The sequence below is a fragment of the Serratia sp. Ag1 genome (genome assembly GCF_000743355.1).
Taxonomy (GTDB): domain Bacteria; phylum Pseudomonadota; class Gammaproteobacteria; order Enterobacterales; family Enterobacteriaceae; genus Chania.
Map to the genome: position 1 here is coordinate 22,191 of NZ_JQEI01000056.1, position 12,948 is coordinate 35,138.

General features: G+C 54.7%; 13 protein-coding genes, 1 rRNA gene and 1 riboswitch. Of the genes, 7 read left to right on the forward strand and 7 right to left on the reverse strand.

All coding sequences use genetic code 11. The features are described from left to right. Window position 1: 1 nt before the first annotated feature. The 5 genes from thiS to IV04_RS23155 all read right to left on the reverse strand — a co-directional run bounded on the left by thiS (window position 2) and on the right by IV04_RS23155 (window position 4,395). Window positions 2–202, reverse strand: coding sequence for a sulfur carrier protein ThiS (gene thiS / locus IV04_RS23135; RefSeq protein WP_037403558.1), 201 nt, complete (start codon window positions 200–202; stop codon window positions 2–4). Continuing rightward, window positions 199–948 carry a HesA/MoeB/ThiF family protein gene (locus IV04_RS23140; RefSeq protein ID WP_037403561.1) on the reverse strand — a complete coding sequence of 250 codons (750 nt, stop codon included), beginning with the start codon at window positions 946–948 and terminating at the stop codon, window positions 199–201. Before IV04_RS23140 ends, thiS begins: the two co-directional genes overlap by 4 nt. A 4-nt stretch (window positions 949–952) precedes the next feature. Next, on the reverse strand, window positions 953–1,591 hold the full coding sequence (thiE, locus tag IV04_RS23145; protein ID WP_037403562.1) for a thiamine phosphate synthase: 639 nt from the start codon (window positions 1,589–1,591) through the stop codon (window positions 953–955). After that, window positions 1,584–3,527, reverse strand: a complete 1,944-nt coding sequence (gene thiC / locus IV04_RS23150; protein ID WP_037403564.1) for a phosphomethylpyrimidine synthase ThiC — start codon at window positions 3,525–3,527, stop codon at window positions 1,584–1,586. The genes thiE and thiC overlap by 8 nt, the downstream gene beginning before the upstream one ends. A gap of 113 nt (window positions 3,528–3,640) precedes the next feature. Beyond that, a riboswitch (TPP riboswitch) is annotated at window positions 3,641–3,764 on the reverse strand. Window positions 3,765–3,879: 115 nt separating this feature from the next. Continuing rightward, window positions 3,880–4,395 (reverse strand): Rsd/AlgQ family anti-sigma factor, encoded by a 516-nt coding sequence (locus tag IV04_RS23155; RefSeq protein ID WP_037403566.1) that lies wholly within the window; start codon window positions 4,393–4,395, stop codon window positions 3,880–3,882. A 99-nt stretch (window positions 4,396–4,494) separates the two neighbouring features. On the opposite strand from IV04_RS23155, the gene nudC reads away from it, so the two are divergent. The 6 genes from nudC (at window position 4,495) to IV04_RS23185 (ending at window position 8,879) form a co-directional block, all read left to right on the forward strand. After that, on the forward strand, window positions 4,495–5,262 hold the full coding sequence (gene nudC, locus IV04_RS23160) for an NAD(+) diphosphatase (RefSeq protein WP_037403568.1): 768 nt from the start codon (window positions 4,495–4,497) through the stop codon (window positions 5,260–5,262). 42 nt (window positions 5,263–5,304) lie between these two features. After that, window positions 5,305–6,369 (forward strand): uroporphyrinogen decarboxylase, encoded by a 1,065-nt coding sequence (gene hemE, locus IV04_RS23165; protein WP_037403569.1) that lies wholly within the window; start codon window positions 5,305–5,307, stop codon window positions 6,367–6,369. Window positions 6,370–6,386: 17 nt separating this feature from the next. Further along, window positions 6,387–7,109: a deoxyribonuclease V gene (gene nfi, locus IV04_RS23170; RefSeq protein WP_051916955.1), complete on the forward strand. Its 723-nt coding sequence runs from the start codon at window positions 6,387–6,389 to the stop codon at window positions 7,107–7,109. An 11-nt stretch (window positions 7,110–7,120) separates the two neighbouring features. Continuing rightward, window positions 7,121–7,711, forward strand: coding sequence for a YjaG family protein (locus IV04_RS23175; RefSeq protein WP_037403570.1), 591 nt, complete (start codon window positions 7,121–7,123; stop codon window positions 7,709–7,711). Window positions 7,712–7,899: 188 nt separating this feature from the next. Next, window positions 7,900–8,172, forward strand: a complete 273-nt coding sequence (hupA, locus tag IV04_RS23180) for a nucleoid-associated protein HU-alpha (RefSeq protein WP_012004757.1) — start codon at window positions 7,900–7,902, stop codon at window positions 8,170–8,172. Between the two features lie 35 nt (window positions 8,173–8,207). Beyond that, window positions 8,208–8,879 carry a DUF1481 domain-containing protein gene (locus tag IV04_RS23185; RefSeq protein ID WP_051916956.1) on the forward strand — a complete coding sequence of 224 codons (672 nt, stop codon included), beginning with the start codon at window positions 8,208–8,210 and terminating at the stop codon, window positions 8,877–8,879. 57 nt (window positions 8,880–8,936) lie between these two features. Here the strand turns inward: IV04_RS23185 and purD are convergent, their stop codons facing one another. Together purD and purH are read right to left on the reverse strand one after the other, a co-directional pair. Continuing rightward, window positions 8,937–10,220: a phosphoribosylamine--glycine ligase gene (gene purD, locus IV04_RS23190; protein WP_037403573.1), complete on the reverse strand. Its 1,284-nt coding sequence runs from the start codon at window positions 10,218–10,220 to the stop codon at window positions 8,937–8,939. Between the two features lie 17 nt (window positions 10,221–10,237). Next, window positions 10,238–11,827 (reverse strand): bifunctional phosphoribosylaminoimidazolecarboxamide formyltransferase/IMP cyclohydrolase, encoded by a 1,590-nt coding sequence (gene purH, locus IV04_RS23195; RefSeq protein WP_037403574.1) that lies wholly within the window; start codon window positions 11,825–11,827, stop codon window positions 10,238–10,240. Between the two features lie 639 nt (window positions 11,828–12,466). Between purH and IV04_RS23200 the strand changes: the two genes are divergently transcribed. Then, window positions 12,467–12,948, forward strand: a 16S ribosomal RNA gene (locus IV04_RS23200); the annotation flags it as partial.

Genomic DNA, 12,948 nt, shown 5'->3' on the forward strand with positions numbered 1-12,948 from the left:
ATCAACCCCCGGCAATCGCTTGAAAAAGCAGGATATCATCACCGTCCTGCACCTGGTGGGTTGCCCAGTCGGCGCGTGGAATGATGGTCTGGTTAATCGCCAGCGCTGTGCCTGGCTGGTGGCGCTTCAATTGTTCGAGCAGGGCGGTGACGCTTAAGGCTTGCGCTAACTCCAACGGCTGGTCATTCAACGTGATTTTCATGCGGCACCTCGGCAAATCGTGCAATTGCTGGCTTTGCTGAGTTGCAGGGTGCTCCAACTCTGCTGTTTGCCGTCGAACAAGCGCAGCTTTCCGCTGAGTGTTGAGTCCATCCCCGCCAGCATCTTAATGGCTTCCAGCGCCTGAAGTGTGCCGATCACCCCTACCACCGGGCCAAGCACGCCAGCCGTGCGGCAGTTACGCTGGGGTTCGGCTTGTTCAGGGTAAAGGCAGGCGTAGCATCCTTGAGCGTATGGCGGTTCGATCACCAGCAGTTGACCGCTGAAACCGACCGCACTGCCGCTGATCAAGGGTTTACCTATAGCGATACAGGCGGCATTAACCGCGTGGCGGGTGGCCATATTGTCACTGCAATCCAGCACCAGGTCGGCGCGTGCTACGGCTTCGCTCAATATTGCTCCCTGTAAACGCTGTTCCAGCGCGACGCAGGCGATCAGCGGATTCAATGCCTGCAATTGGCGCAATGCCAGGCGTGCTTTTCCTTGAGGAACTTCACTGCTGCGATAGAGGATCTGCCGCTGCAGGTTAGTCAGATGCAATTGGTCGTCATCGGCCAGCAGTAACATGCCGACGCCTGCGGCAGCCAAATACAGTGCTGCCGGGGAGCCTAAACCCCCCAGGCCGACAATCAGAACCGTGGCTTTCTTCAGTTTTTCCTGGCCTGCCGGGCCGACATCCTCCAGCAGCAACTGGCGGCTGTAACGCAAAAACTCCTGATCGTTGAGCATCGCATTACTCCTTACCTTCAATCAGCTGCAGCAATTTTGCCGTGGCTGAGCGCCAATCGGCTGCCTGAGTGATAGCACTGACGACCGCCACGCTGCCTACACCGCATTCCAGCACGGCGGGCACGCGATCGAGGCTGATCCCGCCGATCGCGACCGTTGGGTAATGTTGCAATCCGGCAACGTGGCGTTTCAGCTCAGCGAGCCCTTGGGGCGCGGAAGGCATTTCCTTGGTTTGGGTGGGGAAAATATGCCCCAGTGCGATGTAGGAAGGTTTTACCGCGATTGCTCGGGCGATCTCGGCGTCGTCATGGGTCGAGACTCCCAGGCGCAATCCGGCCTGATGAATAGCGGCCAGATCGGTGGTATCCAGATCCTCCTGCCCCAGATGAACGCCATAGGCGGCGTGTTTGATCGCCAGCCGCCAGTAATCGTTGATAAACAACCGCGCGCGGTAGCGTTTGCCAAGCGCAATGGCAGCAGCAATGTCGGCTTCGACCTGTTCATCCGGCAGATCTTTGATGCGCAATTGCAGAGTCGTCACGCCTGCATCCAGCAGGCGGGCAATCCATTCAACGCTATCAACCACCGGGTAAAGCCCCAGTTTGTGCGGGGTGGCAGGAAAAGGTGTGGTGATGTTAGTCATGATTCACTTCTTCCTGCAGGTTGGCGGCGCTGTGGTATAGCTCGCTGCCGCGTGAGCGGAACTCGGCAGACATTTTCTCCATGCCAGAAAGCTGGACTTCGACCGGTTTGGCGGCCTCTTGAGCCGCGGCGTAATCGCGCACTTCCTGCGAGATTTTCATTGAGCAGAATTTCGGCCCGCACATGGAACAGAAATGGGCGATTTTGCCGGATTCCTGTGGCAGGGTTTCGTCGTGATAAGCGCGGGCAGTGTCCGGATCCAGCGCCAGGTTAAACTGATCCTCCCAGCGGAATTCAAAGCGTGCTTTGGACATGGCGTTATCGCGGATCTGCGCACCTGGATGGCCTTTCGCCAGATCGGCGGCATGGGCCGCAATTTTGTAGGTAATCAGCCCTTGTTTCACGTCTTCTTTGTTTGGCAGGCCAAGGTGCTCTTTCGGTGTGACATAACACAGCATTGCACAACCGAACCAGCCGATCATGGCGGCACCGATCCCTGAGGTGAAATGGTCGTAGCCTGGGGCGATATCGGTAGTCAATGGCCCAAGGGTATAAAACGGTGCTTCATGACAATGCTCCAACTCTTCGGTCATGTTACGGCGGATCATCTGCATCGGCACGTGGCCTGGGCCTTCGATCATCACCTGCACATCATATTCCCAGGCGATTTTAGTCAGCTCGCCCAAGGTGTGCAATTCAGCAAACTGGGCTTCGTCATTGGCATCCTGAATTGAGCCTGGGCGCAGGCCGTCACCAAGCGACAGGGCAACGTCGTAGGCGGCGCAGATTTCGCAGATCTCGCGGAAGTGCTGGTAGAGGAAGTTTTCCTGATGGTGTGACAGGCACCATTTCGCCATGATCGAACCACCGCGCGACACGATACCGGTCAGGCGCTTCGCGGTCATCGGCACATAGCGCAGCAGCACGCCCGCGTGGATGGTGAAGTAGTCAACGCCCTGTTCTGCCTGCTCCAGCAGCGTGTCACGGAACATTTCCCAGGTCAGGTTTTCCGCCACGCCGTTGACTTTTTCCAACGCTTGGTAGATCGGCACCGTACCAATTGGCACCGGGCTGTTACGCAGTATCCATTCGCGAGTTTCGTGGATATAACGGCCAGTAGAGAGATCCATCACGGTATCCGCGCCCCAGCGGGTAGACCACACCAGTTTCTCCACTTCTTCTTCGATCGACGAAGTCACTGCCGAATTGCCAATATTGGCATTCACCTTCACCAGGAAATTGCGGCCAATGATCATCGGCTCGGATTCCGGGTGGTTGATGTTGGCGGGGATGATGGCGCGGCCAGCGGCCACTTCCCGGCGTACAAATTCTGGCGTGATATTTTCCGGCAGATTAGCGCCCCAGTTCTGGCCAGGATGCTGATGGCGCAACACGTCACCACGAATGCGTTCACGGCCCATATTTTCGCGGATGGCGATGAATTCCATTTCTGGCGTGACGATACCGGCGCGGGCGTAATGTAGCTGGGTGACACACTTGCCGGGCAGGGCTTTACGTGGCAGCGGCAGGTGTTCAAAGCGCAGATGATCCAGCCCCTCATCCGCTAAGCGCTGTTGGGTAAAGCCGGAACTGACCCTGTCCAACGCTGCGGTATCCGCACGTTCCTCAATCCAGCTTGCTCGCAGCTTTGCCAGACCACGGCGGACATCAAGCGTGGCCTGTGGATCGCCGTAAGGGCCCGCTGTGTCATACACCGGGATCGCTTCATTCTGTTCATACTGCGGATTATCTTTATTGCCACCGGTAAGCGTCGGGCTAAGCTGAATTTCACGCATGGGGACGCGGAGGTCGCTGCGTGAACCCTGCAGATAGATGCGCTGTGAGTTGGGGAAAGTGACGCCCTGCAAGGCATCGATAAACTGCTGCGCTTGGTCGCGCTGTTCTTTGCGGGCACGGGGTTTTTTCATCGTAGACATAGCAAATTCCTATCAGTGGGTGATGTTTGGAAAATTGCTTGTCTGGAGCTCGGAGGGAGTAATGATGCTGGCCAAGAAGGCAGCGAGATCCTGCTTAGGGAAGCTGTCTTTGGCGATAGATTACTCTTGTTCCCTTCGCGGGTATTAACCCGATCAGGTTCCGCGGATCCCGAATTAACGGTCTCAGCCTGGCCAATTTGAACAATAAATCAGCGCTAGGCACTCCGACAAGAAGCATCCAGTATAGAAGGGCGAATGAAAACTACAAGCAGAGCTTGCACTTTAGGCAGCTCAAACTGTGGTGAAGGCATACACGGCCCATCCGTGGGCCGATTCTGTGTATTGCGGGGTTTTAGGCGCGGTTTTCCAGCGTATCGGAATTGGAAGCCCCTGGCTGCGCTTGCTGCCAAGTTTCTGCTGCCAGTTGAATCAGGCGATCTTCTAGAGCAAAACGTGCTTCCAGCGCCTCGCCGATATCCGAGAGCGCATGATGGAATTCCAGACAGAGATCCTGATCGATATCCACTTCGGTATAGCGATCGTGGAACGCCATCATGGTTTCGGTATTGGCCTGTAACTTTGGATAGAATTTGGTGGCGAGTGCCATTTTCGGGCTGGCTGAGCCTTCCACCTGCTTGATAATTTTGCCGTAGATGTGAAAATGCCCGTCGGAGAGATAATCCACCAGATTCTGGCAAAAGTTCTCCAACGCTTTTTCGTTCAGCGGCGTATGCTTTTCTTTGTTCGGCTTGATGCCTACCAAGGTGTAATAGGTGACCAGTAACTGCTTACGTGCCTGCAGCCATTGATCCACTAATTCGTTACTGCCACCAACGCGTTGAGTCAGGCTTTCCAACTGGTTGAGCATGTTTGACTCCGTGAGTAAGAGAAAGAAACAGTAAGCTCTTAAAATGTAACAAAGAACAATTCCTAGATTGCCAGTGAAGCAGAGGTTGTGCAACAACATATGGAACTTGCATTGACGGGTAACGAAAATGGCTGGTGGATCGTCAGCCATGAAAGCAAAATCTGGCTGCCAAACGGTGACTTGCCGTTCGGTTCCGCTGCGTCATTTTCGCTGTCGGGCCAGCAGGCTCGCCAGATTGGTGAATGGGAGGGGGTACCGGTCTGGTTGATATGCCACTCGATGCCAAGAGAGATGGGATCGGTGCGTCAACTGCTCGATCTCGATCGCGGCCTGTTCCAACTGGCCGGGCGTGGCGTGCAGCTTGCCGAGTTTTATCGGTCACACAAGTTTTGCGGTTATTGCGGCCATGAGATGGTGCTTAGCCGTACCGAAAGTGCCTGCCTGTGTAATCACTGCCGTGAACGTTATTACCCGCAAATTGCGCCCTGTGTGATTGTCGCTATCCGCCGTAACGATGAGATCCTGCTGGCGCAGCATGTGCGCCACCGTGGCGGTATCCATACCGTGCTGGCCGGGTTTGTAGAGGTGGGCGAAACGCTGGAGCAGGCGGTGGCGCGTGAAGTGATGGAAGAGAGCAATATCACCATCACCAACCTGCGCTATGTGACATCTCAACCTTGGCCGTTTCCGCATTCGCTGATGGTGGCCTTTATGGCCGATTATCAGGGCGGCGAATTGCGCCATGATCCGAAAGAGTTACTCAATGCTGGCTGGTATCGCCACGATCGATTGCCTTTGCTGCCACCACCGGGCACCGTGGCGCGCCGTCTGATCGAGGATACCGTGGCGTTGTGTCGGGCAGAATAGAATCATGTACAATGGCGGCAGATGATGATGGGAGCCTGATAAATGAATGAGTTGAAGAACGATCGTTACCTGCGTGCCTTGTTGCGCCAGCCGGTGGATGTGACTCCAGTGTGGATGATGCGCCAGGCCGGTCGTTATTTGCCTGAATACAAGGCCACCCGTGCTCAGGCCGGTGACTTTATGTCGCTGTGCAAAAATGCGGAGTTGGCTTGCGAAGTCACACTACAGCCGCTGCGCCGCTATGCGCTGGATGCCGCCATTCTGTTCTCCGACATTCTGACTATTCCCGATGCCATGGGCCTGGGGCTCTATTTTGAAGCCGGTGAAGGGCCGCGTTTTGCTGCCCCGATTAGCTGCCGGGCCGACGTGGAAAAGCTGCCAGCGTTTGATCCAGAAGATGAACTGGGTTATGTCATGAATGCGGTACGCACCATTCGTCGTGAACTGAAAGACGCGGTGCCACTGATCGGTTTCTCCGGCAGCCCGTGGACGCTGGCGACCTATATGGTAGAAGGCGGCAGCAGCAAGGCGTTTACCAAACTGAAGAAGATGATGTACGCCGAGCCACAAACGCTGCATCTGTTGTTGGATAAGCTGGCGGACAGCGTCATTTTGTATCTCAATGCCCAAATCAAAGCCGGTGCGCAGTCGGTGATGGTGTTCGATACCTGGGGCGGAGTGCTGACTGGCCGCGATTACCGCGAGTTCTCGCTCAATTACATGCATAAAATCGTTGACGGCTTACTGCGTGAAAACGATGGCCGCCGGGTGCCGGTAACCTTGTTTACCAAAGGCGGCGGACAATGGTTGGAAGCGATGGTGGCGACCGGTTGTGATGCACTGGGTCTGGATTGGACCACCGATATTGCCGATGCGCGCCGCCGTGTGGGTAACCAGGTGGCTTTGCAGGGCAATATGGACCCTTCCATGTTGTATGCCGCACCGGAACGCATCGCGCAAGAGGTGGAAACCATTCTGGCGGGCTTTGGCCACGGCGAAGGGCACGTTTTCAACCTGGGGCACGGTATCCATCAGGATGTACCACCAGAGCATGCCGGGGCCTTTGTCGACGCTGTGCATACGCTTTCGGCAAAATACCATCGCTGAACCTGTCTGGAGACGCTGTGATTGATACCCAAGCTTGGCGAATAGAACAGTTACAGCGTGCAGACGAGGTCATCCGGCACGATGATTTGCTGCAAAACCCACTGGCTTTTATTGCCGGGGCTGATGTCGGTTTTGAGCAGCAAGGCGCGGTGACGCGCGCCGCCATTGCAATCTTGCGCTATCCTTCTTTGGAACTGGTGGAGTATCAGGTTGCGCGCATCGCGACCAGCGTGCCTTATATCCCCGGTTTTCTATCGTTCCGTGAGTGCCCGGCGCTGCTTACTGCGTGGGAGCAACTGCAACAGAAACCTGATCTGATCTTCGTGGATGGGCATGGTATTTCGCACCCACGGCGTTTGGGTGTGGCCAGCCACTTTGGCTTGCTGGTTAATGTGCCGACGATCGGCGTGGCCAAGCAGCGCTTGTGTGGTACTTTTGCTCCGCTTGATCTGGCCGTTGGGGCAGTGGCACCGTTGGAAGATAAGGGCGAGCAGCTTGGCTGGGTGTGGCGCAGTAAGGCGCGCTGTAATCCGTTGTTTATTGCCACCGGCCATCGCGTGAGCACGGCTAGTGCATTAGCCTGGGTACAACGCTGCATGGCCGGGTACCGTTTACCCGAACCGACGCGCTGGGCCGATGCCATTGCATCGCGCCGTCCGGCCTTTCTGCGCTGGTTACAGCAGCATCCAGAGATGTCGGCCCGTGCGATTTCGGGTACACTGCGCGCAGATAACGAGTAAGAGAGTAGACAATGCTACGCAACCCCATTCATTTACGCTTGGAAAAGCTTGAGAGCTGGCAACATTTGACCTTTATGGCAAGTTTGTGCGAGCGTATGTACCCGAATTATCAGATGTTCTGCCTGCAAACCGAGTTTGGCGATCCGGCGATTTACCGCCGCATTCTGGATCTGGTGTGGGAGACGCTGGTGGTGAAAGACGCCAAGGTCAATTTTGACAGCCAACTGGAAAAGCTGGAAGAGGCGATCCCATCGGCAGAAGATTACGATCTTTACGGTGTTTACCCGGCGATCGACGCCTGTATCGCGTTAGGGGAACTGATCCATTCGCGCCTCAGCGGAGAGACGCTTGAGCACGCTATCGCCATCAGCGAAACCTCAATTCGCACCGTGGCGATGCTGGAAATGACCCAGGCGGGTAAAGAAATGACCGACGATGAGCTGAAAGTATTGCCGGCCGTCGAAGAGGAATGGGACATTCAATGGGAGATTTTCCGCCTGTTGGCTGCCAGTGAAGAGCGCGATTTAGATCTGATCAAAGGGTTACGATCTGACCTGCGTGAGGCGGCGGTAAGTAACATCGGGATAAATTTAACGCAATAAGGCAAGAAAACGTGATTTAACGCCTGATTTGTCATGTCTTAAGGCTTCACATCCGCACCCTGTCTGGTCTACATTTGGGGGGCGAAAAAAAGTGGCTATCGGTGCGTGTATGCAGGAGAGTGCTGTCAATCGGCATATCCGTCGCACTCGATGCTTTGCAAACGATAAACACACTGTAAGGATAACTTATGAACAAGACTCAACTGATTGATGTAATTGCGGACAAGGCTGACCTTTCCAAAGCACAAGCTAAACTGGCTCTGGAGTCTACCCTGGCTGCTATTACTGAGTCTCTGAAAGAAGGTGATGCAGTACAATTGGTTGGTTTCGGTACTTTCAAAGTAAACCATCGCAACGAGCGCACTGGCCGTAATCCACAGACTGGTAAAGAAATCAAAATCGCAGCTGCAAATGTGCCTGCGTTCGTTTCTGGCAAAGCACTGAAAGACGCAGTCAAATAAGACGCGTATTGGTGAAAAGATTAAACAGAGGGGCGATGGCGCCCCTTTTGTTTGCCTGCCGGGTATTCACAGTGGTTGCCATGATTGGCAGTTTGAGCGCCTGTGGCTTGCATTCTGCGCCTCCTACTTTTACTGCCAGCGGCTTTGTTGCCGATCAGGGAGTCATACGTCTGTGGCGTAAAGACGATGGGCAGCAGCGCCCGCTGGTATTGATGAGTGTCTACAGCCCCTATCGTGGGCCGGGCACCATAACCACCCTTTATGAATACCAGAATGGGGTGTTACATCAGATCAGACGTACCGATGCTGATGGCGATCGTGACTCGATTCAATTGCGTTTTACCCGTGAAGGTACGGTCAGCTTTATGCAGCGACAACTGGCGACGCGGCGTGAAAAGATTTCCAGTGATGATATCGCGCTCTACAAATACCAGGCTCGCCGTATCCTGGAGGTTAGCAATGCACTCAATGCTGGTCAGATCAGGTTGTTGCAAGGGCATTGGTTGCAAGGAGAGGTACGATCATGCCGTGGCGAAGTGTTGAAGCCAAACTTTGGCGAGCAGGCAGAGGCTTGGATCGCGCAACGAGCGGCGAACAGTAGCCAACCGGTAAGTGTCGCCTGGTTGGATGGGCCCGGGGGGCGCGAATTGCTGCTGGTAGCTAACGACGATTTCTGCCGTTGGGAACCCACAGAAGCGTCGCTCTAGAAAGACCAATAAAAAAGGCTCTGCGTACAGAGCCCCTCGTTTTAGCCTTGGCTGAGTTTACTTGCCGCGTGCAATGGCGCGGTAGCCAATATCCTTACGGCAGAAACTGCCTTGCCACTGAATATTTTCCGCCAATTGATAAGCGCGTTGCTGTGCTTCAGCTACCGTCGTACCTAAAGCGGTGACGCACAGTACACGGCCACCGCTGGTGACCACATCATTTCCTTGCAGACGTGTACCGGCATGGAACACTTTCCCATCGGCAATTTCCTGATGTGGCAAACCATGGATAACATCGCCACTACGGTAATCGCCAGGGTAGCCGCCAGCCGCCAGTACAACGCCCAAGGAAGGCCGCTCGTCCCACTCGGAGGTTTTCTCACTCAACCGGCCCTCGGCACCAGCCAGGCACAGTTCAACCAGATCGGAACGCAGGCGTAACATGATGGGTTGAGTTTCCGGATCGCCAAAGCGACAGTTGAATTCAATCACTTTAGGTTGGCCGTCGGCAGCAATCATCAGGCCAGCATACAGGAAACCCACATAGGTGTTGCCTTCTGCCGCCATGCCGCGCACGGTTGGCCAGATCACCTGATCCATCACGCGCTGGTGGATTTCATCGGTGACTACCGGGGCCGGAGAGTAAGCCCCCATACCGCCGGTATTCGGGCCGGTATCGCCGTCTCCCACACGTTTGTGATCCTGACTGGTTGCCATTGGCACCACGTTTTCGCCGTCCACCATCACGATAAAGCTGGCTTCTTCACCTTCAAGGAACTCCTCGATCACGATGCGGTGCCCAGCATCGCCAAAGGCATTGCCCGCCAGCATATCCTGAATGGCGTCTTCTGCTTCTTTCAGCGTCATGGCGACGATCACACCTTTACCGGCAGCCAGACCGTCAGCTTTGATCACGATCGGTGCGCCTTTACTGCGCACATACGCCAGCGCAGGCTCAACCTCGGTGAAGTTCTGGTATTCCGCGCTGGGGATCGCATGGCGTGCCAGGAAATCTTTGGTGAAGGCTTTGGAACCTTCCAACTGAGCAGCCGCTTGCGATGGGCCAAAAATTTTCAACCCGGCAGCTTGGAAAGCATCAACCACGCCAATCACCAGCGGAGCTTCTGGGCCGACAATGGTGAGATCGATGGCATGACTTTTGGCAAACGCCAGCAGGGCCGGGATATCGGTGGGGGTGATATCCACATTGGTCAGGTTGGCTTCCAGCGCGGTGCCTGCGTTACCCGGAGCCACGTAAACCTTATCCGCCAGTGGTGATTGGGCCGCTTTCCAGGCCAACGCATGCTCGCGCCCGCCGTTACCGATAATCAGAATATTCATCAGGTGCTCCATAGGGATTAATGGCGGAAGTGACGCATGTCGGTGAAGATCATCGCAATACCGTGTTCGTTGGCGGCGGCAATCACCTCATCATCACGGATCGAGCCGCCAGGCTGGATCACACAAGTAATGCCCACTGCGGCGGCAGCGTCGATACCGTCGCGGAACGGGAAGAAAGCGTCGGACGCCATGGCGGAACCTTGCACCTCCAGGCCCTCGTCTGCGGCTTTGATCCCCGCAATTTTGGCGGAGTAAACGCGGCTCATCTGGCCTGCACCGATGCCGATCGTCATGTTGCCTCGTGCATAAACAATCGCGTTAGACTTAACGAACTTAGCCACTTTCCAGCAGAACAAGGCATCACGTAATTCCTGCGCCGTTGGCTGACGCTCAGATACCACGCGCAAATCACCTTCAGTCACCATACCCAGATCGCGATCCTGCACCAGCAGGCCGCCGTTGACACGTTTGAAATCCAGCCCGGCCACGCGTTGCTGCCATTGACCACAGGCCAGCACGCGGACATTCTGTTTGGCTGCCAGCAGGGAACGGGCTTCAGCACTGATGCTCGGTGCGATGATCACCTCAACGAACTGGCGGCTGATAATTGCTTTTGCTGTCTCGGCATCCAGTTCACGGTTGAAAGCAATGATGCCGCCAAAGGCAGAGGTAGGATCGGTCTGGTAGGCGCGCTCATAAGCCGTGAACAGGTTCTCGCCAATGGCTACGCCACACGGGTTAGCGTGTTTGACGATCACACAGGCCGGTTCAGCAAACTCTTTCACGCATTCCAGCGCGGCGTCGGTATCGGCGATGTTATTGTAAGAGAGTGCTTTACCCTGCAACTGTGTGGCAGTAGCGACAGAGGCCTCCTGCAGGTTCTCTTCTATATAGAACGCTGCTTGCTGGTGGCTGTTCTCACCGTAGCGCATATCCTGCTTTTTGATGTAATTCAGGTTCAGGGTGCGCGGGAAGCGGCCAGAGGGTTGCTCGGTGTCACCATGATAGGCCGGAACCAGAGCACCAAAGTAATTGGCGATCATGCTGTCGTAAGCGGCAGTATGCTCAAAGGCCTTAATCGCCAGATCGAATCGGGTTGGATAGCGTAGAGAGCCCGCATTGTTGTCCATTTCGGTAATGATAGCGGCGTAGTCGCTGCTCTTTACCACGATGGCGACATCTTTATGGTTCTTGGCGGCAGAGCGCACCATGGTTGGGCCGCCGATATCAATATTCTCAACCGCGTCTTCCAGTGAACAATCTGGGCGAGCCACGGTTTGTGCAAAAGGATAGAGGTTAACAACCACCATATCGATCGGTTGGATCGCATGTTGAGCCATGATGGCATCATCTTGCCCCCGACGGCCCAGAATGCCACCGTGTACTTTCGGATGCAGGGTCTTCACTCGTCCATCCATCATTTCCGGGAAACCGGTGTAGTCGGAAACTTCGGTAACAGGCAAACCTGCATCCGCCAACAGGCGGGCAGTACCACCGGTAGAAAGCAATTCTACGCCCCTCTGAGAGAGAGCTTCGGCGAATTCAACGATACCGGCTTTATCAGACACGCTGAGCAAGGCCCGGCGGATTGGACGAGGTTGTTGCATGGTGTTATCCCTTGGCTTTGAGTCGCAATATAAAGAGAGTTACGTGAATCCCTACTTTTTCTATATAGAGATTTCCTTCCTTATATAGAGGAGAGGAACAGATTCAAGTAACACCCCCGTAAAATAGGGGATCGTTTTATCGCGGGAATTGTAGCGAAAACGTTTGCGCGGTGCTCGTAAATTTTCCGGACAAATGTACTCTGTGGATAAGTTTGTGTGTAACCGGGTATAAGGACGGGTTTTGCTGTGGAATGCAGCAAACGGTGATTTTTGTCGAAAATACCTGTTGCGGCCTGCGTGGAACTCCCTATAATGCGCCTCCATCGACACGGAGCCTGTGAACAACTTCACAGAGCATCTGAGAGTCGCAGAGAAAAAACCTGAAAATTAAGGTTGACTCTGAAAGAGGAAAGCGTAATATACGCCACCTCGAGTTAGCAAGCGAAAGCGCATAACTCACTGCTCTTTAACAATTTATCAGACAATCTGTGTGGGCGCTCACAAGACGATATCCAGCTGCTTCGGCAGCACAAAAAATATCAAGTCTTGAAGAGTGACCAAGCAGTAATTCATTTAAGTGAATTATTACAAACGTTGATTTTCGAGCATCGCTGCACATGTTGCAGCACATCAAGCTTTTAATTGAAGAGTTTGATCATGGCTCAGATTGAACGCTGGCGGCAGGCCTAACACATGCAAGTCGAGCGGCAGCGGAAAGTAGCTTGCTACTTTGCCGGCGAGCGGCGGACGGGTGAGTAATGTCTGGGAAACTGCCCGATGGAGGGGGATAACTACTGGAAACGGTGGCTAATACCGCATAACGTCTACGGACCAAAGTGGGGGACCTTCGGGCCTCACACCATCGGATGTGCCCAGATGGGATTAGCTAGTAGGTGAGGTAATGGCTCACCTAGGCGACGATCCCTAGCTGGTCTGAGAGGATGACCAGCCACACTGGGACTGAGACACGGCCCAGACTCCTACGGGAGGCAGCAGTGGGGAATATTGCACAATGGGCGCAAGCCTGATGCAGCCATGCCGCGTGTGTGAAGAAGGCCTTAGGGTTGTAAAGCACTTTCAGTAGGGAGGAAGGCGACATATTTAATACATGTGTTGATTGA

Coding starts and splice junctions, on each gene's coding strand:
- thiS (WP_037403558.1), bottom strand. CDS start 202: ATGAAAATCACGTTGAATGACCAGCCGTTGGAGTTAGCGCAAGCCTTA.
- IV04_RS23140 (WP_037403561.1), bottom strand. CDS start 948: ATGCTCAACGATCAGGAGTTTTTGCGTTACAGCCGCCAGTTGCTGCTG.
- thiE (WP_037403562.1), bottom strand. CDS start 1,591: ATGACTAACATCACCACACCTTTTCCTGCCACCCCGCACAAACTGGGG.
- thiC (WP_037403564.1), bottom strand. CDS start 3,527: ATGTCTACGATGAAAAAACCCCGTGCCCGCAAAGAACAGCGCGACCAA.
- IV04_RS23155 (WP_037403566.1), bottom strand. CDS start 4,395: ATGCTCAACCAGTTGGAAAGCCTGACTCAACGCGTTGGTGGCAGTAAC.
- nudC (WP_037403568.1), top strand. CDS start 4,495: ATGGAACTTGCATTGACGGGTAACGAAAATGGCTGGTGGATCGTCAGC.
- hemE (WP_037403569.1), top strand. CDS start 5,305: ATGAATGAGTTGAAGAACGATCGTTACCTGCGTGCCTTGTTGCGCCAG.
- IV04_RS23175 (WP_037403570.1), top strand. CDS start 7,121: ATGCTACGCAACCCCATTCATTTACGCTTGGAAAAGCTTGAGAGCTGG.
- hupA (WP_012004757.1), top strand. CDS start 7,900: ATGAACAAGACTCAACTGATTGATGTAATTGCGGACAAGGCTGACCTT.
- IV04_RS23185 (WP_051916956.1), top strand. CDS start 8,208: ATGGCGCCCCTTTTGTTTGCCTGCCGGGTATTCACAGTGGTTGCCATG.
- purD (WP_037403573.1), bottom strand. CDS start 10,220: ATGAATATTCTGATTATCGGTAACGGCGGGCGCGAGCATGCGTTGGCC.
- purH (WP_037403574.1), bottom strand. CDS start 11,827: ATGCAACAACCTCGTCCAATCCGCCGGGCCTTGCTCAGCGTGTCTGAT.